The organism is Marmoricola sp. URHA0025 HA25 (assembly GCF_054059435.1).
Genome location: NZ_JBSSCD010000001.1, coordinates 3930812 through 3950043 on the forward strand (window position 1 = coordinate 3930812; position 19232 = coordinate 3950043).

Genomic DNA, 19232 nt, shown 5'->3' on the forward strand with positions numbered 1-19232 from the left:
CTCCCCCTGCTCGAAGCGTGTGCTACTGGACGACGAGGGCCTGGACCTCTTTGACGGGGACCCGAGTGATGGCCGACTTCGTGAACGTGTTGAACACCGTGAAGGTGGCACCGCCGTCGGCCGAGCTGTCGACGGTCCAGTGCGCGGTGATCTGCACCGGGTACTCGTCCTGCGGCTGCCCGGCGGAGGAGCGGAGGTAGCGGTACCAACACCCGCCCGGCTTGCTCTGCGGCGTGTCGCCGGACCCGGCCACCAGGCCGGTGTCGGGGCAGCTGATCTTCGGCAACCGTCCCGGCCCCAGGGGCTCGATGTCGATGGAGACGATGCGGGCACGCAGGACCACGGAGCCGAACGACACCTGCTTGAAGCCCGGGGTGCCGTCGAAGAACGACACGTCGCCACCGACCCGCGCGTGGTCGGCGGGCGAGACGCCCGCCACCGGAACCGGAATGTTGCCCCGGTCGGCATAGCCGTCGATGAGCTGCTGCTGGTTGGCGTCGAGGGTCTTGATCGGGTCACCGTGGTCGATGCTGACCAGCCCGATCGTGATCTTGATGCCCCCGGGCTCGAGCTGCTTGGTCTTCGGGTCGATGCCGGAGAGGCACTTCTCCCAGTAGTAGGTCCAGCCGTCGGGACCCGGCTTGTTGGCCACGTTCATCGCGGCCAGCTCGTCATCGGTGAGGGCCTCGTCCCAGCAGCCGGGGACGTCGGAGGATCCGAGGATCTGCTTGATCGTGTGACCGCTGCTGCTCGACCCGGCGCAGGACATGCCCAGGTAGGACGACGAGGAGACGATCGCGCAGTTGTGCACCGTGCCGTACTTCGGCCCGCCGTTGTCCGGGTCCGGCTGCGTCGTCTGCGTGGGGGTCGGCGTCGTGGTGAACCCCGCCATGCCGGGACCGGTGAGACCGCCTCCGGCGGTCCGACCGGCGATGGCCAGCACGCCGACCACCAGGATCAGGACGACACTCGTGAGCAGGCCTGCGACCAGGCCGGCAGTCGTTCTCCGCGTCACCACCGAACCTCCTTGATCGTGACCCCACTGCAGTCGGCGTCGCCGCCGACGATGCCGGCGAGCAGCCAGGTGCCGTGCTGCTTGGCCATCGTGAACACCACCGGGAGCACCTGACGCTTCTCGGCGACCTTCCCGCCCGGCTTCTTCAGGGAGAAGCCCGCACCGAGGACACAGGTCGTGACGCGGGCCTGGCGCTTGGACCCCGATACCGCGACCGGCGTGAAGGGCAACGGGCCGGGGAAGTACTTGTCGAAGTCCTGCTGCCAGCTGAAGGCGACGTCGCTGCGCACCTTGTCGGTGTCGACCTGGAACCGGCGGGCCGTCGGGAAGTCGTGCTTGCGGGCGTTCACGTCGCGCACGGCGGCGTCCGCCCAGCTGCGCAGCGCCTGCACCGGCGGCCTGTCCTCGAACGCCGACAACGGCGCCTCCGTGGGAGACGGGGTCGGCGTCGTGGTCGGCGTCGGCGACGCACTTGTGGACGTGGACCCCGTCGGCTTGTCGGAGGCCGGCGTGTCACCGCCGCCGCACGCCGAGACGGTCAGCGCGACCGCGGCCAGCACGGCAGCCAGCGTCGAAGTACGGCGCTGGGAGGGGGACGCGGTCACGTGGTGTTCCTGGAGCTCGACGGCAGCGGACGAGCCCGCACGCCGAGCGCGCACAGGCTTGCGCGAGAGGTCTACCCGTCCGCCGAGATCGTGAAACACGCCCCTACCTTCCCGAGAATGCGCTGCCCGTGACGCATGTGCAACGAGCCGCACCGGCGTCCGTGACGCCGGTCGGAGCGGTTTCGTGCAGGGACAGCCCATCAGCCCGGGGTGAACGGGTCAAGTCGGGCCCGTGCGCCTCAGCAGTCGAGGGACGCGTCACTTCTCCGCCTGGGTGATGCCCTCGTAGGGTCGCGCTCGGGCGGTGGCCTTCGCCGGCAGGTCCTGCGGGTGGACGATGCCGAGCAGCGACGGCTTGATGCTGAGGCTGGCCTCGGTCACGACGACCAGCAGTCGCGGATCGGCGTCCGAGACCTTCTCGATCCGCACGAAGTGGCACTCGGCCTGGCCGAGCTGCTTCACGCGGGCGCAGTAGGTGTCGACCCGCTCCTCGACGAGCCGGGGATCCAGCGTCAGCTCGCTCGCGGCGACGTCGATGCCCTGGGCACCGGCTCGGGCGGCCTCCTCGGCGAAGGCGACCGCCTCGCCGCGGGCGTTCAGCTGGCGGGATCCGTCGATGCCCAGCCCGCCGAGCAGCAGCAGGACCAGTCCGATGACCGGTACGGCGGGCGCGATCGACCCGCGCTCGTCGCGCCTCACTCGATCCCCCGGTACGGGTCGAGCATCGAGGTGAACGAGGACTTCGCCGTGATGTGGCCCGGCGCACCGGGCAGCCCGAGGTCGGAGATGTCGTAGGTGCAGTCGGCGTCGACCGTCACCGGAAGACCCGCCTCGTAGGGAGGGACGATGTGCAGGTGGTAGCTGTCCCGGCAGGACTGGGGAGCATCCTTCAGCGCGTCGCGCATGACCGCGTTGGCACGCTTCAGCGCCTCGTCGTACGAGCGCGCCAGGGTGACGGTGCGGGCTGCGTCGCGGGTGCCGGACTCCAGGGTGCCGTTGACCTGCGCGGCGCGGCCGTAGACGAAGATCAGCGCGAAGATCAGCAGGATGCTCGGAGCGAGCATCGCCAGCTCGATGGCGAGCGAGCCGGACTCCGTACGCCGGCGGTCGACCGTCGTCATGGCGCGCTCTCGAACCGCTCGACGGGCCCCTCGGCCTCCTCGGTCACCTCGAGGTCGAGCCACGGGATCAGCGAGATCACCCGGCCCTGCACCGTCATCCGCACCCGGCCGAGATCCGGGTCGTACGACGGTGTCGCCAACGGGTCGATCAGCGCCTCGCGCCCGACGGAGGTGGCGAACTGCTCGGTGTTGGACTTCACCCCTGCGCTGATGTCGTGGTAGGTCGCCTCGTCCTGCGCGAGGCGCAGCTGGGACACGCCTTCCCTCGCCGACTGGATCGCGACGCTGCGGCCGTAGAAGAACAGCGCGCCCTGGATCGAGAAGAAGATCAGGAAGATCAGCGCCGGCGCGATGAACGCGAACTCCACCGCGCTCACCCCGCTCTCGTCGCGCTCGCGCGACGAGAGAACGGGTGGGCGGATCAGGGACCGCAGGCGCTGCCGGCCGGCTTGGAGGCGCAGTCGTCGAGCTGGGCGCTCTTGTTGGTGACGATCTTCATCACCACGACGCCGATGACCGATGCCGCCACCACGACGATCGCGGCGATCATCGCCCATTCGATGACGGAGGCGCCGTCCTCGCTCTGCCGGATCCGGCGGAAGCGGGCGTGCGCGTCCTGCAGCAGGATGACTGCCAGGCTGATCATGTCTTCGGGTCTCCTTCTCGGTGGGGTTGTGCACGTCGGTGCCGCCCGTCCTCAGGCGGCGAGGAGCTTGGACACGGCCGGGTAGGCCAGGAACAGCAGGAACGCGGTGCTGATCAGCATCTGGGCGACCAGCATCGACTGCGACTTCTCGCCCTCCTCGCCCTCGGCCTGGGTGAGCTCACGGCGGCGAAGGGTGGCGGCGCGGGCAGACAGAGAGGAGCGGATCTTGGCGCCGTCGTCGGCAGCGAGCACGAGCGCGCCGGACAGCTCCTTGAGCTCCTCGACGTTGATGTCGTGGCCGAGCTCGCCGAGTGCCGCCCACGGCGTGGTGCCGTAGAGCCGCGCGTTGGCGAGCGCCTGGCGGATCCTCACCATCGACCAGTGGTCACCGACGCTGGCGGCGGCCAGCAGCGCCTCGGGCAGACCGCGACCGCCGGCCAGGTTCATCGCGACGAGGTCGAGGAAGACCCCGACGCTGCGGCGGAAGTCGCGACGGCGCGCGTTGGCCTCCGAGCGCAGTGCCAGGTCCGGCAGGAAGAAGCCGAAGGCCGCGAAGGCCACGGCCGCGACCGCCGGGATCGCGGCCGGCAACGGTGCGCCCGCGACGGTCATCATCGTCCAGACGAAGGGCGCCAGCAGGAACAGCCCGAACCCGATGGCCACCTTCGTCGCCAGATGGGTGCCCCGGGTGCGGCCCATCAGGGCGAGGTCGGCACGCTGCTGGCCGAGCTCCCAGCCGCGGTCGGCGGCGAGCACCTCGAGCCGGTCGGACAACGTGGCGAAGGCCGAGCGGGCGCGGCGGTCGAGCACGCCACCGGACTCGTACGGGGTGATCGTGTGGGTGGTCATCGAGCGCTGCCCGCGGCTGATCCGGGACAGCGTCTGGGCCACGCCCGGCTTCGGCCGGAGGAACACCCGCACGAGTGCGTACAGGCCGACGCCGGTGACGGCGCCGAAGAGCAGCGCGCCGATCATCGGGCCGCCGCCCTGATCGGGGACTGTGGCTGGAGCGGCGGCCGGCCCTGCTGCTCGGCCTCGACCGGCGCCCGGACCGCCTGCCGGTCGCCGTGGGCGCCGAAGACCAGGAACCGGTCGGTCTTCGACGGGGCCGACAGGCTGCGCAGCCAGAGCAGGCCCGCGGAGAACAGCGCCGCGATCACGACCAGGACGACCTGGCCGGCCACCGAGTTGTACGGCTCGACGTAGGGACGGTTCAGCAGGCTGAGCATGCCCATCATGCCGAGCACGATCAGCAGCACGATCCGGACGCTGCGGCGGATGCTCTTGCGGCTCGCCTCGATCCGCCGCCTCATGTCGAGCTCCTCGCGCGTCGAGACGGCCAGTGCGCTCAGGACGTCGCGCAGGCCCGGGCCGCGCAGGCGCGCGTTGAGGAGCAGCGAGGCGCAGATGATGTCGGCGCTCGGGTCGTCCAGGTCGTCGGCGAACGCACGCAGGGCGTCGGGCAGCGGCTCGCGGATCCGGAGCCGGTCGACCAGCAGGTTGAGCGACGGGCGGATCGGCGCACCGGCGTTGACCGCGGTCGCCGGGATGGCCTGCTCCAGGCCGATCGCGCCGGCGATCGTGTCGCGCAGCGACTCGGTCCAGCTGGCCAGGGCGTCGAGCCGCGCGATCGCCCGCTTCTCGACCGTCGAGCTGCCCGCGATGCGGTCCCAGTAGGCGACCAGCAGCCCGATGCTGATGCCGGCGACGACCCACTTCGTGCCGAGCAGGGCGATCGACCCCGCGGCGACGCCGACGACGAGCCGGCGGGTGCGCTCCTGGAGGGAGGCCCGCTGCTTGCGCGGCGTGCCGGCGGGCCGTTGCGGCAGCCCGACGTACGCGAGCACGATCGTGAACAGGCCCAGGCCCAGGACGGCTCCGCAGCCCAGCGCGATCAGCAGCGAGGTGGACATCACGACCACCGCGACATGGTCTCGGGCTGGTAGCCGTGGGCGAGCAGGTCGTCGATGCAGCTGATCGGGGCGTGGGCGACGGCACGGCCTGCGGGGTCGAGGGCGAACACCTCGCTGGAGAGCACCCGGCCGTCGACGCCGGTGACCTCGCGCACGCTCTCGACCAGCCGGGTCAGCCGGCCGCCCTGGTCGTAGTCGTTGCGCTTGCGCATGAACACCACGAAATTGATGGACCCGGCGATCAGCATGTGGGTCGCCTCGACGGGGAGGTGCTCCTGGGCCTGGAGGGCGTACGTCGCGATCCGGTTGAACACCTCCATCGAGGAGTTGGCGTGAATCGTGGAGAGGGAGCCGTCGTTGCCCTGGCTCATCGCGTTGAGCATCGTCACGATCTCGTCACCGAGCACCTCGCCGACGATGACCCGGCTGGGGTTCTGCCGCAGCGAGCGGCGGACGAGCTCGGCCATGCTCACCCCGCCGAGACCCTCGGAGTTCGGCAGCCGCTCCTCGAACGCCACCACGTTCGGGTGCAGGTCCTCGAAGTGGTCGAGACCGAGCTCCATCGCCCGCTCGACCGTGATCAGCCGCTCCACCGGGGGGATCTCGTTGGCCAGCGCCCGCAGCAGCGTGGTCTTCCCGGAGTTGGTCGAGCCCGCGATCATCACGTTCTTCCGGGCGCGCACGGCGGCGCGCAGGAACGACGCCAGCTCCGGGGTGATCGTGCCGTTGCCGACGAGGTCGTCCAGGCCCACCTTGCCGAGCCGCGCACGACGGATCGAGATGCTCGGCCGCGAGCAGACCGACATCACGGCCGACAGCCGCGACCCGTCGGGCAGCCGCAGGTCGAGCTGCGGGTTGGCCGTGTCGAACGGCCGCGACGCCAGGCCGACGCTCGCCGCGAGGATCTGGATCAGCTCGACGAGCTCCTCGTCGCTCTCGGCGACCGGGTCGGCGAGCTCCTCGTGGCCGTCGGCGAAGCCGACGAAGACCCGGTCGCAGCCGTTGATGTCGATGTTCTCGACCTCGGGGTCCTGAAGGAGCGGCTGCAGCCGGCCGACGCCGAACAGCGCGGCGTGGATCGCCGCCGCGACGACCTCCTCCTCCTCGGCCGTCGGGGGCGTGCGCCCGAGGGTGATCTCGGCCCGGGCGTGGTCCTCGAGCACCTGCACGATCAACGAGCGGGCGAACTGGCGCTCGTCCTCCGGCGACATCGCGGCCCGGCCGAGCACCTCGTCGCTGCGACGCTGCTGGTTGAGCCGGTCGGCCACCTGTGCGCGCAGCATCCGCACGAGCTGCGGATCGGCGCCGAGACCGGTGGCCGGTCCGCGCATCGTGGTCACGAGGCCCTCCTCCGCCCGCGCCGGGCGCGAGCCCGTACGTCGCCCGCGACCGCGACGGCCTCCGGTGCGGCGACCGCGGCACCCAGGTCGGCGTACAGGCGGCGCGCGAGGGTGTGCCCGCTGCGCGCGAGCAGGCTGCGCTCGGGGCGGAACACCTCACCGCCCTCGTAGATGACGACGGTGGCCTCGTCGCGCGCCACCGCGCCGTAGTCGGTCACCCAGTCCAGGCCCTGGGCGATGCTTGCGGCGGCGGCCTCGACGTCGTGGGACTGGGCAGGGCCGGCCACGCACACGATGCCGACCCGGGCCTGCCGGTCGCGGAGCTGACCCTCGAGGGACTCCAGGCGGCGACGGGTGTGGATCGCGCTCCACGCCGTCGGCCGGTAGACGCAGAGCAGGGCCGCTGAGCTCTCGATCATCGCCAGGTGGGTCGAGCGGGCGCTGACCTGGCCGAGGTCGGCGAAGACGTCGACTCCGGGGACGCGGGCGAATGCCTGCGCGAGCGCCGGCCACAGCGGCGCTGCAGCGACCGCCTGCTCGGGTCCGGGGAGCCCCGCCAGCACCAGCTGGCCGCCCAGCGCGGTCTGCGCGTGGGCGACGACCGTCTGTGGCTCGAGCCCGCGACGAGCCGACGGGAGCAGCGACATCAGCCCCCGGTCGAGGTCCAGGGGCCCGTGCTCGCCGGGCAGCTTCAGGGCGACGTCACCGCCGAGCGGGTCCGCGTCCACGAGGATGCTCGGCGCGGGCCAGAGGTTGGCCAGCAGCATGCTCGTGGTGGTGGCGCCGGGTGCCCCCTTCGCCGACATGACCGAGATGAGTGCCATGGCGAGCCCTACTGCACCTTCCAGTCGATCGACGGCTTGGTGTCGTCGGGCAGCACCGTGACGGCGAGGTTGCCCGACGAGGCGTAGTTGGTCACGTCACCGGCGAGGTCGCTGCGGACCAGCACGGTGATGCTGGTCGTGCCCGCGCCGGCGCCGTGACCGACCGCGATCACCCTCGCGGCGTTGACGATCACCGGGTTGTCGGGCGTGGACTCACCAGAGCTGCCGCTGCCCGCGACGAAGTAGACGCGGACGACCTGACCGGTCTCCGGGACCTGGCTCGGCCGCCGGGTCGGGTCCAGGACGATTCCGACGCCCTCGCCCGCGTCCGGCACGAGCGTCTTGGCGTTGAACATCTTCGGGCTCAGCAGCGCACCGGCCGGGATCGTGCTGGTGGCGCGGGTGCCGACGTACGAGTCGACCAGGCGGGCCGGCACGAGCGCCGCTCCGTCGGCCGCGGCCCGGACCGTCGAGAAGTCGCCGCGGGTCATCACCTGTCCGAAGGAGATGTCGTCCCTGGCGGCGAGCACGCTCTCGCGGTCGCCGCTCCGGAAGACCAGCAACGCGCTGCCGAGCGCGCCGAGGAGGATCAGCAGCAGCGCCAGCGCGGCAAGTGCGGGACGCTTGTCGCGCGGTGCCACGGGCAGCCGGCCACGCTCGAAGGTCTCACGCTCCGGTGTGGAAATCATGCTGGGTGTCTCCCGAGATCGAGTAGCCGTCGACGGGCCCGCCCGTCCGGAGCTCGTGAAACTCCCGAGAAGGAGCTCTGAGCGGTGCCGGTCCAGTCCTACCCGTGCCGCTGTGCGACGACACGAAGCGTACGACGGGAACGCCCGATCCGGCGCACCGGAGATGCGGGGGCCGCTCGTAGGGTGGGGTGCCATGACCGTGCCGACCCTGACGCTCAACGACGCCCGCACCATCCCCCAGCTCGGTTTCGGGGTGTTCCAGATACCTCCCGCGGACACCGCAGCCGCGGTGAGCGAGGCTTTGGAGATCGGCTACCGGCACATCGACACCGCGGAGATGTACCGCAACGAGGAAGGTGTCGGCAAGGCCGTCGCCGAGTCGGGGCTCGCCCGTGACGAGGTGTTCCTGACCTCGAAGCTCAACAACGGCTTCCACCGGCCGGACGACGCCCGCCGCGCGTTCGACGCGACCCTGACGGCACTGGGCACTGACCACGTCGACCTGTTCCTCATCCACTGGCCGCTGCCGACGAGGTACGACGGGGACTTCGTCTCGACCTGGAACACCCTGATCGAGTTCCAGGCCGACGGACGCGCCCGGTCCATCGGCGTCTCGAACTTCCAGGTCGACCACCTGGAGCGGCTCGCGCGGGAGACGTCCGTCGTACCGGCGGTGAACCAGATCGAGGTGCACCCCTACTTCGGCAACGAGGAGGTGCGCACGGCGGATGCTGCCGCCGGAATCCTCACCGAGGCCTGGTCGCCGATCGCGCAGGGCGACGTCCTCGACGACCCGGTCGTGAACGCCATCGCGGATCGGCTCGGCCGGACCCCGTCGCAGGTGGTGCTGCGCTGGCACGTGCAGCGCGGCGACATCGTGTTCCCCAAGACCACCCACCCCGAGCGGATGCGGGAGAACTTCGCGATCTTCGACTTCGAGCTGACCGACGACGACGTGGCTGCGATCACCGCGCTCGACCGTGGCGAGCGCGGGCGGCGCGGGCCGAACCCGAGCACGTTCGACTGGATCCCGTGAGCCCGATCGGCTGAGACGGCGGCCGCCCTCGGGCGTCACCCGCCCAGTGCGACGACGTGCTTCACCTCGGCCATGTAGCGGGCGGCGTCCTGCGCGGCCCCGTCCGGGTCGGCGCCGTGCCGGCGAGCATCGAGGTACGCGGCGTACCAGTCCCACCAGTCGTGGGTGGGCGCCACGTTCTCGAAGGCGTCGTGCCGCTCTGCCGTCTCGTGGAGGCGGTCAGCCAGGTGGGAGACGTCGTCGCCGTCGCCCTCCCACACGCGTCCGGGGAGGCGCGTGGTGATCTCCTGGAGGATCCAGCGGTTGCCCTCGGAGTCCTCGAACGAGGCATAGGAGGCGTATGAGCGGCGCTCGGGGTCGCGGCCCGCAGCGCGTCCCTGGTCACCGACGTGGAAGGCTCCACCGAGACCACCGTTGGCGTCGTGGAAGACCTCGCTCACCTCGACGCCGCGCTCGAGAAGCGCCTCCCGGGCGACGTCGACGTCGTCGACCGCCAGCAGCAGCCCGTCGAAGGACCCCGCCTGCGCCGCGGTGACCTGCGTGCCGAAGATCACCGACGCAGCGGAGCCCGGAGGGGTCACCTGCACCAGGCGGTAGCCGCCGGAACCTTCGATGTCCGCGTCGACGCGCCAGCCGAGTCCCGTGTAGAAGCTTCGGGCGCGGTCGTAGTCGGCGATCGGGATCACGACGACCTCCAGCCTCATCGCGAGGGTGGTGGAGCTGGGGCCGTTGATCGTCGTGGTGCTCTGCATCTGGGTCGTACTCATGATGACCTCCTCGAGGTCTGTTGCTCGGACGGGTTGTACGGCGCTGTGCTGGTCGAGCAGGTCACATCGGCGCCTCCTGGAGGTCAGGGGTCGGGGAGACCGGCACGACGCTGAGGACCGGAGCAGCCGCGTCGCGCTTCGCGAGGACGGCCTGGACCGCGAGGCCGGCGACCGCGAAGCCGATCACGACGGCGGCGTACGACTCGAAGGTGGCCAGGAGGCCCCAGCGAGGCGCGAGCTGCCCGGCAAGGATCACGGGTACGCCGAACGCCAGGTAGCCGACCGTGTAGATGCCGGCGAAGACGCCCGCGCGCTCGTCCGGTGCGACGTGGGGGGCGATCAGGCGGAGCTGGCCCCCGAAGGCGCTCCCGAAGCCGCCGCCACCGAGCACGGCGCCGATCCAGACGGCTGGCAGCCACGTGGCAGTGACCCCGATGAGGACGACGACCATCCCCAGGAGAACAAGGGCCGTCCCGAGGAGCGTGCTGCGGCGGGCAGGATGGCGGCCGAACGCGAAGCTCGCGACCGCGGCGGTGAAGGGGCCGACGAAGGCCGTGAACCCGGTGACCAGGCCGCCGTCCAGGCCGAACTGGATCCGGAGCACGGCCGGCGAGAGACCGAGGAAGAAGGCGGGGAACATCCAACCGGCGATGTGCACCGGTACGCCGGCGAGGAACTCGGTGCGGACGTGCGCCGGCAGGCTGATCCGGGGGCTGAGCGACGCCAATGCACCCGGACGGCCCACCGCTGTCTCGGGGGTGAGGCTCACGAACACGAGGGCGACCACCATGACGCCGGCGAGGATGCCGTAGACGAGCCGGTTCGCATCGGGGGTGAACTGCACCGCCGCGCCGGTCAGCAGGGCACCGAGACCCAGGCCGCCGGCCACCGAGCCGGCTGACAGACCTCCGGCGAGCTTCTTGAGGTGGGCGGGCGCGTGCTCGGCGATGGCCGCGCTGAAGGCACTCGTCGCGAAGCCCGTGGCCAGGCCCTGAAGCGCACGGGCCACCACGACCCACGTGATGGTCGGTGCGAACAGGAACACGAGCATCGATGCGAGCTCCCCGTAGAGGGCCGCGAGCAGCACAGGGCGCCGGCCGACGTGGTCGGAGAGGGAGCCGCCCACCAACAGGGCGCCGAGCAGGGCGAGTGCGTAGACCGAGAAGGCGAAGGTCAACGTGCCGGCCGAGAAGCCCCACTCCTGCTGTCGCAGGGCGAGCAGCGGGGTCGGGGCGCCCGCGGCGAGGAAGAAGCTGGCGAAGACGGCGGCGACTCCGGCGAAGGCGGTGCGGGACGAGACGGTGCGGGACACGGGAACTCCTTAGACAGATCGGTCTAGCAACTCTCGCCATTTAGACAGATCTGTCCAACGATGTCAAGGCTTATTTAGACAGACCTGTCTGATATGGTGATGGGCATGGCCGCCAAAGCCCCCACCGCCCGCCAGCGACTGCTCGACGCCGCCGATCGGCTGTTCTACGCAGAGGGGGTCCACACCGTCGGCATCGACCGCCTCATCGACGAGGCTGGCGTCGCGAAGGGCTCGCTGTTCTACAACTTCTCGGGCAAGGACGACCTGGTGGCGGCGTACCTCGCGGGACGCGACCAGCGCCGGCGCGCGCGCATCGCCCAGCACCAGGACGGCGTGGACGACCCGGCCGACAGGCTGCTCGCGATCTTCGACGCGCTGCACGAGGCAGCCACCGCGACCGGCTACAACGGATGTCCGTTCGCGAACGCGAACGCCGAGGCCGCCCCTGACGGCGTCGAGGCCGAGGCGCTGCGTACCTTCCGCGACTGGCTCGCCGACCAGTTCCTGACCCTCGCGACAGACGCCGGGTTCGTCGACCCCGACGACGTGGCCAAGCGGCTCGGCCTGCTGTACGACGGCGCCGTCGCCAACTCCCAGCTGGACGCGCACCCCGATGCCGTGCGTCTCGCGAAGGACCTCGCGCGGGTCGTGCTGGAGACCTCACCGAAAGGCGCGTAGGTCAGCCGACGGTGACCGTCACCTCGTTGGACGCAGTCTGACTGTCGGGCTCGAAGACCCGGAACCTCTGGTCACCGGTGCGGCTGGTCAGGACGTAGGTCTCGAAGGTGCCGAGGTTGACGCGCACCTGCACGCCGAAGTCGGCCCACTGACCGTTCTCGAAGCGCTGCACCAGCAGGCTCTCGTTGTCGTGCCCGGCCCACCGTCCGGTGAGGTTGATCCGCTCACTCGGGCTCACGAGCACCGGGGAGGCGCTCAGGAAGAGGTCTCCGCTCACCGTGGCGCCCGGGCTGACCAGGCCGGTGTTGTCCGGCGTCGGCAGGTCGCTGCCGGTCGGCACCGGGAGCGCGGAGCTCGGCAACGGTGTCACCGGGTCGACCTGGGCGACGCCGAGGCTCGTGGAGTCCGCGCTGTCCAGGCCGAGGGCCTTCACCATCAGCCAGGCACCGATGCCGATCACCAGCCCGACCGCGACGGCGACGCCGACGATCTTGACCACGACGGCATAGACCTGCTGCTGCCGCGCGCGCCTGTCGTCCTCGGTCCCCGTCACGGGTCCAAGGATAGGGCCGTCACCGGGGCGCCCTCGTTCGGCGATCGGGCCGGTGACATGGCAGGCAAGGCCGGTCGGCTGGTGTCCACGCGGTCAGAAGCCGCGCATCCACACGTTGTCGTCGACCATCCGCCGGGACCGCCAGCCGACCGGCGTACGCACCAGCTCGTGGTGGTAGTAGCCGCCGACCTCGACGAGGTTCTCGGTGCCGTCGGGGTTCTGGGCGACCATCGGGTTCGTGAAGTACGCCGTCGCGCGCGCCGAGTCGCCGTCGAGCTCGATCGCCACCTGGCCGATGACGTGCTGGTAGCGCAGGAAGCCGCCCAGCCCCTGGGCGACCCACGGCTTGGCCACCTGCAGCGAGTCGACCGGCCCTCCGACGGAGGAGTAGTCGAGGACCGCGTCCTCGGAGAACACCTCGTCCAGGCCGTCCCAGTCGCGGGTGTCGATCGCCCTGGTGTAGCGGGTGATCACGTCGACGATCTCCTGGCGGTCGGCCAATTCCTGCAGCTCCATGGCCCCACTCTAGGCAGAAACTGAAACAGGTTCTATATTTCGACTAGGCTCAATCACCTATTCCACGATCCGAACGACGGAGTGTCCATGCGCTTCTCCTACGCCGAGGCGATGACCGAGGCCGAGTACTACGCGCCGCTGGCCCAGGCCGCCGAAGCCGCCGGCTACACGTCGATGACGGTCGCCGACTCGCTGATCTACCCGCAGGAGTCGGACTCGAAGTACCCCTACACCGACACCGGCGACCGGGAGTTCCTCGAGGACAAGGAGTTCATCGAGACGATGGTGCTCTGCGCGCACCTCTTCGCGGTGACCACGACGCTGCGGCTCACGCCGTTCGTGCTCAAGCTGCCCATCCGTCCACCGGTGCTGGTCGCCAAGCAGGCGTCCTCGCTGGCGTTCCTGTCGCACAACCGGCTCGGCCTCGGAGTCGGGCTGTCGCCCTGGCCGGAGGACTTCGAGGCGATGGGCGTTCCGTGGAACCAGCGGGGCCGGAGGATGGACGAGTGCATGGACATCCTGCGCGGGCTCACGTCCGGAGGGTTCTTCGGCTACGAGGGCGAGTCCTTCTCGTTCCCGCCGCTCAAGCAGACGCCGGCGCCGTCGGAGAAGATCCCGCTGCTCGTCGGCGGCCACTCCGAGGCCGCTCTGCGGCGCGCGGTGCTCAAGGGTGACGGGTGGATGCACGCCGGCGGCGACCCCGACGAGCTCGACCGGATGCTCGCCCGGCTGGCGGAGATCCGCAAGGCCGAGGGCGACGACCGTGACGACTTCGAGGTCCACGTGATCTCCTACGACGCCTACGACCTCGACGGCGTGAAGAGGCTCGAGGACAAGGGCGTGACCGACTGCATCGTCGGCTTCCGGGTGCCCTACATCAAGGGCCGGGACACCGAGCCGTTCGACGTGAAGGTCGCGCACCTCGAGAAGTACGCCGAGAGCATCATCAGCAAGGTCGCGCTGTGAGCGTGGACGCGTTCGCCGAGGCGATCCGGGAGGCGGAGAAGCTCATCGCCAACCCGCCGTTCGAGGTCTCCGAGCAGGACCTCGCGGAGGGCTACGACTACCTCGCGGGCAGCATCCGGTCGTCGCTGCAGATGGCGTTCGACTACGACCTCGACCACCCGGTTCTGATCAACCCGACCCACCAGTACGCACGCCAGGGGCTCGACAACCCCGACGCGATCTACTTCAACGCCTACCTCGACGCCGGCGCGTCGTACCTGGTGTCCGGGGTCCGCGGGACGACCGCCGACCTGTCGTTCCAGATCATGGACGGCAGCTACTCGGCCGAAGGCGCCCCGAACACCGTCGCCGCGTTCGACGACCGCGAGCTGCAGATCGGTGGGGACGGGTCCTTCGAGTGGCGCTTCGGCCCCGAGCTGGGTCTGGGCAAGGGCGCGACGCTGATCATCCGCGAGGTGTACGACGACTGGAACACCGAGGAGCGCGGCCGGATCCGGATCCAGCGGCTGGACACCACCGGCCGGCCGCGGCCCGCGCTCACCCCCGAGCGGGTCGCGAAGAGGTACGGCGTCGCCGCCAAGATGCTCGTCGGCCGGATCAACACCTGGTTCGCCTTCCCGGAGTGGTTCACCTACAAGGAGCCGGTGAACACGCTGACGGTGCCGAAGTCGACCCCCGGCGGACTCGCGTCGCAGTTCAGCTCGATCGGCCACTACGACCTCACGCCGGACCAGGCGATGGTCGTGACGGTCCCCGTGTGCGACGCGTCGCCGTACCAGGCGATCCAGATCGGCTCGCGGTGGTACGTCTCCACCGACTACGAGCACCACCAGACGTCGCTGACGGGGGCCCAGTCCAAGGCGGACCCGGACGGCAAGCTCCGCTACGTGATCAGCGAGCGCAACCCCGGCATCGCCAACTGGCTCGAGACCTGCGGCCACGCGCAGGGCGTGATGATGCTGCGCTGGCAGCGGGTCTCGCGCGACCTGACTCCCGCCGATGGCCCAGCCGTCGAGGTCGTCCCGTTCGACGACCTCGCCTCGCGACTCCCCCACCTCGACGACAACCGGGTCACCCCGGACGAGTACACCGCCCGCATCGCTGCCCGCCAGGTCGGCATCGCCCGAAGGATGATCAGTTGACGAACGTGAATCTCTTGCAGGACAAGGTGATCGTGCTCTCCGGCGTCGGACCCGGCCTCGGCCGGTCCTTCGGCGAGGAGGCGGCGAAGATGGGCGCCGACCTCGTCCTGGTCAGCCGCACCGAGCGGCGCCTGGAGAAGATGGCCGAGACCGTGCGCTCGCTGGGCCGGCGCGCGCTCGTCGTACCGACCGACATCACCGACGAGGACGCCCGCCGGCGCCTGGTCGAGGCGGCGCTGGCGGAGTTCGGCCGGGTCGACTGCCTGATCAACAACGCGTTCGGCATCCCGCCGATGGACCCGATCACCACGATCAAGCTCGATGCGCTGCGGGCCGCACAGGAGACCAACGTGTTCGCACCGCTGCGGCTGTCGGCGCTGTTCGCCGACGCGCTCGCGGAGAGCAAGGGCTCGATCATCATGGTGAACTCCTGTGTGGTCTACCAGTCGCAGACCGAGTACGCCGGCTACAAGCTTTCGAAGGGCACCCTCAAGCACCTGGCCTCGTCGCTGGCGACCGAGCTCGGGCCGCGCGGGATCCGGGTCAACAGCATCGCGCCGTCGTACATCTACGAGGACGTGAACAAGGCGTACTTCGACTGGCTCGCCTCCGAGGCCGGTACGACGCACGAGGAGATCTACCGCCAGAAGGCGGAGCCGACCGACCTCAAGCGGCTCGCGACGCCCGACGAGGTGGCCCGTGCCGCCCTGTTCTACGCCAGCGACCTGGCGTCGTGCGTGACCGGCACGATGCTCAACGTCGACTGCGGCGAGTTCCATGACGAGTGAGGACACCGGCGTCAACGTGATGGAGCGGGAGCGCGCCGACGTCGGGACCTACGAGGACATCGTCGCGGCTGCCGAGCGCACCACCGGTCTCCACGACTTCGGCTGGACCGACCTGGGCGGCGCCGCCCACGAACGCGGTCTCCGGACCCTCGTCGAGGACCTGAACTCGCCCGAGGCGGGCCTGACCGGGAAGGGCAACTACTTCCAGCGCTCGGAGGTGAAGAGCGCCCTTGTGGGGCGGCTGCTCACCCAGGCGCAGTTCAACCAGCGCCCCGAGCACGCCGATGTCGTCATCGAGCGGCCGATCTTCGTCACGGGGCTCCCCCGGACCGGCACGACGGCGCTGCACCGGCTGCTGCACGCCGACCCGATGGCGCAGGGGCTGGAGATGTGGATCACCCAGTACCCCCAGCCCCGGCCGCCGCGCGAGACCTGGGAGTCCGACCCGATCTTCACCGCGATGCAGCAGGCGTTCCAGGCCCACCACGTCGCCCAGCCGGAGTACCTCGGCATCCACTACATGGATGCGACCTCGGTCGAGGAGTGCTGGCGGCTGCTCCGGCAGACCGGCAAGTCCAACTCCTACGAGTCCCTGGCGAACGTGCCGCGCTACACCGAGTGGCTCGCGAAGCAGGACTGGACCGACGCGTATGCCCGGCACAAGCAGAACCTGCAGCTCATCGGGCTGAACGACCAGGACAAGCGCTGGGTCCTCAAGAACCCCTCCCACCTGAGCGCGCTGGATGCCCTGATGACGGTCTACCCCGACGCGTTGATCGTCTACACGCACCGCGATCCTGTCACCTGCATCGCGTCGTCGTGCTCGCTGTCGGCCGAGACGACCGCCGGGCACTCGACGACCTTCGTCGGCGAGACGATCGGGCGCACGCAGCTCGACCTGTGGTCCAGGGCCTACCACGCGTTCCACGAGGCGCGGCCGAAGTACGACCAGGACCAGTTCGTCGACGTCGCGTTCTCCGACCTGGTCAAGGACCCGCTCGGCGTCACCCGGGGGATCTACGAGCGGTTCGGCCTGGACTGGAGCCCCGAGGTGCACGCGGCGATCGAGGAGATCGACCGCGAGTCCAGGCAGGGCGCCGCCCGCCCCTCGCACACCTACCGCCTCGAGGACTACGGCCTCACCGAGGACGAGGTCCGCGCCCGCTTCCGTTGAGTTGGGGGAAACTGCCCGTCGAGTTGGGGGACCCTGCCCGTTGAGTGGCCAGAAACGCGCCCTCGAGTGGTCAGTTGCGAACGAAGGCGTAGAGATCAGCGACGACGCGTGTGGGCGAGGTAGGCGCGGCCCCGCGGTGACAGCTCGTAGCCGACCGGGTGGCTGATCGTCAGGCCGAGGTTCTTCAGCTTGCGCACGTCGATCTTGAACGGGTCGCGCTCGCGGCCGACCTCTGCGGCAAGGTCCGGCGCGCGGGTGTGCGGGCGACGTCGGATGAGGTCGAGCGTCTGCATCGTCCAGGGCCCGTGGCTGCTCGCCCGGTCGAGGCGTTCGAGCCGTGCGTCCACGTCGGCGACGTCCTCCTCGGTCAACCGATCCTCCTCGCGCAGGGCGATCCGCGGATCCTCGCCGGCCCACAACAGCTCCACCCGGTACGTCGGCCACTCCGCGTCACCCGCGAGACGTCGTCGCACAGCGGCGGCATCGACGTGCCCGGCCCGGACAGCCTCGGCGTCGGTGATCGCGTCCGGGTCGATCACCGTCACCGCACCGACTGCGATCACCCCTGCGGAGCTGCGGAACCTCGAGCCCGGCTTCACGTCCTGCTTGCGCCAGCGACGGAACGCGAGGCTCACGGAGCCGTCGGCGACCCCGGCAGCGACCTTGGGTGGCAGCAGCACGGAGCCATTGTGGCCGACCGGACGACGGCGCGCCTGGCGGATGAGAACCGGACGCCCGGGTAGGGAACGGGAGCGGCAGCGCAGCCGCAGCGGAGGCAGGCGGTGGACTGGCTGACGAAGGTCGACTGGCACGACATGCTCGTGCCGGACACGTCGCTGCTCGAGATCTTCATCCGCGGCACGCTCGTCTACCTCTCCTTGTTCGTGCTGCTCCGGTTCGTGCTGAAGCGCCAACGCGGTGGGGTGGCCTTCACCGACCTGCTGGTGATCGTGCTCATCGCCGACGCTGCGCAGAACGCGATGGCCGGCCAGTACACCTCCGTGCCGGACGGGCTGCTGCTGATCCTGGTGATCGTCGGCTGGGCCTACTCGCTGGACTGGCTGGGCTACCGGGTGCCGGTGATCCAACGACTGGTGCATCCCAAGGGCGTGTACCTCGTCCAGGACGGACGACTGGTGCACCGGAACCTGGCGAAGGAGAACGTCACCGACGACGAGCTGTGGAGCCAGCTCCGCGCGCAGGGTGTCGACGAGCTCGACGAGGTCGAGGACGTCATCCTCGAGGGTGACGGACAGCTGAGCGTCGTACGCAAGGACGGCGAGCGCCCGAACGTACGCCGACGTCGCGAGCTCTGAGCTCGTCGGTGCCCACTCGACAGGTCGTTCCTGCCGACTCGACGGGCCGTTTGTGCCAACTCAACGGTTCCTTTGTGCCAACTCGACGGTCCGTTTCTGGCTACTCAACGATTGCGGCGGCGGTGGATCGCGTAGCCGACGCCGAGGGCGGCCAGGCCGGCGGCCACCAGGCCGGGAGTGGCGCGGAGCCGCTGGTAGTCCTCGGAGATCGTCGGCCAGACCGTCTGGTCGAGCAGGAGGCCGGCGTGCTCGGGGGTCGGGGACAGGTCCGTGACCGGGATGGGCTCGCCGAACGCGATCCGGACCCGGCGCGGCAGGTGCCAGCGCCGCTTCTCGGTGCCGGTGATCGCCGTCGGGACGATCACCGCACCGGTCTCGATCGCGAGCCGGGTGGCACCGCGACGCGGGTTGCCGAGCTTCTCCGGGTCGGGCACCCGGGTGCCCTCGGGGAACAGCGCGAGCACGTCGCCGCGCTGGAGGATCGCCCGGGACGTCTCGATCGCCTCCGTGTCGGACGCGCCGCGCAGCACCGGGAAGCCGCCGAGCGCGATGAACAACCGGCCACGCCAGCCGGCGAACAGCTCGGCCTTGCCCATGAAGTGCAGCCTGCGGCGGACGACCGCCGCGATGAAGAACGCGTCCCAGAAGCTCTTGTGGTTGGGCGCGATGACGACCGGGCCCTTCTTCGGGATGTTCTCGGTCCCGGTGGCGGTGAGGCCGAAGACCACGCGCATCAGCGGGACCAGCAGCAGCCGCACCAGGAAGTAGAGCACCGGGTTGCTGCCCTTCACGCGGGCCAGCCGGTGCGCCTCCTCGTGGCTCAGCGGCACC

At 70.3% G+C, this 19232-nt stretch carries 24 protein-coding genes; 7 read left to right on the forward strand and 17 right to left on the reverse strand.

From position 1 onward, the window contains the following. Positions 1-22: 22 nt before the first annotated feature. From ACVW00_RS19320 to ACVW00_RS19370, 11 genes are all read right to left on the reverse strand, one after another. Positions 23-1015: a hypothetical protein gene (locus ACVW00_RS19320; protein WP_457112518.1), complete on the reverse strand. Its 993-nt coding sequence runs from the start codon at positions 1013-1015 to the stop codon at positions 23-25. After that, positions 1012-1620: a hypothetical protein gene (locus tag ACVW00_RS19325; RefSeq protein WP_457112519.1), complete on the reverse strand. Its 609-nt coding sequence runs from the start codon at positions 1618-1620 to the stop codon at positions 1012-1014. The genes ACVW00_RS19320 and ACVW00_RS19325 overlap by 4 nt, the downstream gene beginning before the upstream one ends. A 258-nt stretch (positions 1621-1878) precedes the next feature. Then, positions 1879-2319, reverse strand: coding sequence for a pilus assembly protein TadG-related protein (locus ACVW00_RS19330; protein ID WP_457112520.1), 441 nt, complete (start codon positions 2317-2319; stop codon positions 1879-1881). Continuing rightward, positions 2316-2741 carry a TadE/TadG family type IV pilus assembly protein gene (locus ACVW00_RS19335; protein WP_457112521.1) on the reverse strand — a complete coding sequence of 142 codons (426 nt, stop codon included), beginning with the start codon at positions 2739-2741 and terminating at the stop codon, positions 2316-2318. Before ACVW00_RS19335 ends, ACVW00_RS19330 begins: the two co-directional genes overlap by 4 nt. Then, positions 2738-3118 (reverse strand): TadE/TadG family type IV pilus assembly protein, encoded by a 381-nt coding sequence (locus tag ACVW00_RS19340; protein ID WP_457112522.1) that lies wholly within the window; start codon positions 3116-3118, stop codon positions 2738-2740. Before ACVW00_RS19340 ends, ACVW00_RS19335 begins: the two co-directional genes overlap by 4 nt. A 44-nt stretch (positions 3119-3162) precedes the next feature. Beyond that, positions 3163-3387, reverse strand: coding sequence for a hypothetical protein (locus ACVW00_RS19345; protein ID WP_457112523.1), 225 nt, complete (start codon positions 3385-3387; stop codon positions 3163-3165). Between the two features lie 51 nt (positions 3388-3438). After that, on the reverse strand, positions 3439-4362 hold the full coding sequence (locus tag ACVW00_RS19350; RefSeq protein WP_457112524.1) for a type II secretion system F family protein: 924 nt from the start codon (positions 4360-4362) through the stop codon (positions 3439-3441). After that, entirely contained in the window at positions 4359-5300 is a 942-nt protein-coding gene (locus ACVW00_RS19355; protein ID WP_457113144.1) for a type II secretion system F family protein, read from the reverse strand. The genes ACVW00_RS19350 and ACVW00_RS19355 overlap by 4 nt, the downstream gene beginning before the upstream one ends. Further along, complete coding sequence (locus ACVW00_RS19360; protein ID WP_457113145.1) at positions 5300-6631, reverse strand: CpaF family protein; 1332 nt, start codon at positions 6629-6631, stop codon at positions 5300-5302. Before ACVW00_RS19360 ends, ACVW00_RS19355 begins: the two co-directional genes overlap by 1 nt. A 5-nt stretch (positions 6632-6636) precedes the next feature. Then, entirely contained in the window at positions 6637-7464 is an 828-nt protein-coding gene (locus ACVW00_RS19365) for a hypothetical protein (RefSeq protein WP_457112525.1), read from the reverse strand. Positions 7465-7472: 8 nt separating this feature from the next. After that, positions 7473-8153, reverse strand: a complete 681-nt coding sequence (locus ACVW00_RS19370) for an SAF domain-containing protein (RefSeq protein WP_457112526.1) — start codon at positions 8151-8153, stop codon at positions 7473-7475. 193 nt (positions 8154-8346) lie between these two features. Here ACVW00_RS19370 and ACVW00_RS19375 point away from each other — a divergent pair, with 193 nt between their 5' ends. Continuing rightward, positions 8347-9189 carry an aldo/keto reductase gene (locus ACVW00_RS19375; protein ID WP_457112527.1) on the forward strand — a complete coding sequence of 281 codons (843 nt, stop codon included), beginning with the start codon at positions 8347-8349 and terminating at the stop codon, positions 9187-9189. 35 nt (positions 9190-9224) lie between these two features. On the opposite strand, the gene ACVW00_RS19380 is transcribed toward ACVW00_RS19375, so the two are convergent. Continuing rightward, the gene (locus ACVW00_RS19380) at positions 9225-9956 is read right to left on the reverse strand and encodes a VOC family protein (RefSeq protein WP_457112528.1); all 732 of its coding nucleotides are present in this window, start codon (positions 9954-9956) and stop codon (positions 9225-9227) included. 61 nt (positions 9957-10017) lie between these two features. Next, a complete protein-coding gene (locus tag ACVW00_RS19385; protein ID WP_457112529.1) occupies positions 10018-11268 on the reverse strand; it encodes an MFS transporter in 1251 nt (416 codons plus the stop codon). 105 nt (positions 11269-11373) lie between these two features. Between ACVW00_RS19385 and ACVW00_RS19390 the strand changes: the two genes are divergently transcribed. After that, positions 11374-11946, forward strand: coding sequence for a TetR/AcrR family transcriptional regulator (locus ACVW00_RS19390; protein ID WP_457112530.1), 573 nt, complete (start codon positions 11374-11376; stop codon positions 11944-11946). 1 nt (position 11947) lies between these two features. Here ACVW00_RS19390 and ACVW00_RS19395 read toward each other — a convergent pair whose 3' ends face one another. Further along, positions 11948-12499, reverse strand: a complete 552-nt coding sequence (locus ACVW00_RS19395) for a hypothetical protein (RefSeq protein ID WP_457112531.1) — start codon at positions 12497-12499, stop codon at positions 11948-11950. 93 nt (positions 12500-12592) lie between these two features. Further along, positions 12593-13015 carry a nuclear transport factor 2 family protein gene (locus tag ACVW00_RS19400; protein ID WP_457112532.1) on the reverse strand — a complete coding sequence of 141 codons (423 nt, stop codon included), beginning with the start codon at positions 13013-13015 and terminating at the stop codon, positions 12593-12595. A gap of 87 nt (positions 13016-13102) precedes the next feature. Between ACVW00_RS19400 and ACVW00_RS19405 the strand changes: the two genes are divergently transcribed. The 4 genes from ACVW00_RS19405 to ACVW00_RS19420 are packed head-to-tail and all read left to right on the forward strand — an operon-like array spanning position 13103 to position 17085. After that, positions 13103-13981, forward strand: a complete 879-nt coding sequence (locus ACVW00_RS19405; RefSeq protein WP_457112533.1) for a TIGR03619 family F420-dependent LLM class oxidoreductase — start codon at positions 13103-13105, stop codon at positions 13979-13981. Then, a complete protein-coding gene (locus ACVW00_RS19410; RefSeq protein ID WP_457112534.1) occupies positions 13978-15123 on the forward strand; it encodes a hypothetical protein in 1146 nt (381 codons plus the stop codon). The genes ACVW00_RS19405 and ACVW00_RS19410 overlap by 4 nt, the downstream gene beginning before the upstream one ends. Before the next feature lie 5 nt (positions 15124-15128). Next, positions 15129-15911 (forward strand): SDR family oxidoreductase, encoded by a 783-nt coding sequence (locus ACVW00_RS19415; protein WP_457113146.1) that lies wholly within the window; start codon positions 15129-15131, stop codon positions 15909-15911. Then, a complete protein-coding gene (locus ACVW00_RS19420; RefSeq protein WP_457112535.1) occupies positions 15901-17085 on the forward strand; it encodes a sulfotransferase family protein in 1185 nt (394 codons plus the stop codon). Before ACVW00_RS19415 ends, ACVW00_RS19420 begins: the two co-directional genes overlap by 11 nt. A gap of 95 nt (positions 17086-17180) precedes the next feature. Here the strand turns inward: ACVW00_RS19420 and ACVW00_RS19425 are convergent, their stop codons facing one another. Continuing rightward, positions 17181-17765 (reverse strand): hypothetical protein, encoded by a 585-nt coding sequence (locus ACVW00_RS19425; protein WP_457112536.1) that lies wholly within the window; start codon positions 17763-17765, stop codon positions 17181-17183. A gap of 102 nt (positions 17766-17867) precedes the next feature. On the opposite strand from ACVW00_RS19425, the gene ACVW00_RS19430 reads away from it, so the two are divergent. Then, positions 17868-18401: a DUF421 domain-containing protein gene (locus ACVW00_RS19430; RefSeq protein WP_457112537.1), complete on the forward strand. Its 534-nt coding sequence runs from the start codon at positions 17868-17870 to the stop codon at positions 18399-18401. A 104-nt stretch (positions 18402-18505) separates the two neighbouring features. On the opposite strand, the gene ACVW00_RS19435 is transcribed toward ACVW00_RS19430, so the two are convergent. Then, positions 18506-19231 carry a lysophospholipid acyltransferase family protein gene (locus ACVW00_RS19435; RefSeq protein WP_457112538.1) on the reverse strand — a complete coding sequence of 242 codons (726 nt, stop codon included), beginning with the start codon at positions 19229-19231 and terminating at the stop codon, positions 18506-18508. Between the last annotated feature and the right edge of the window lies 1 nt (position 19232).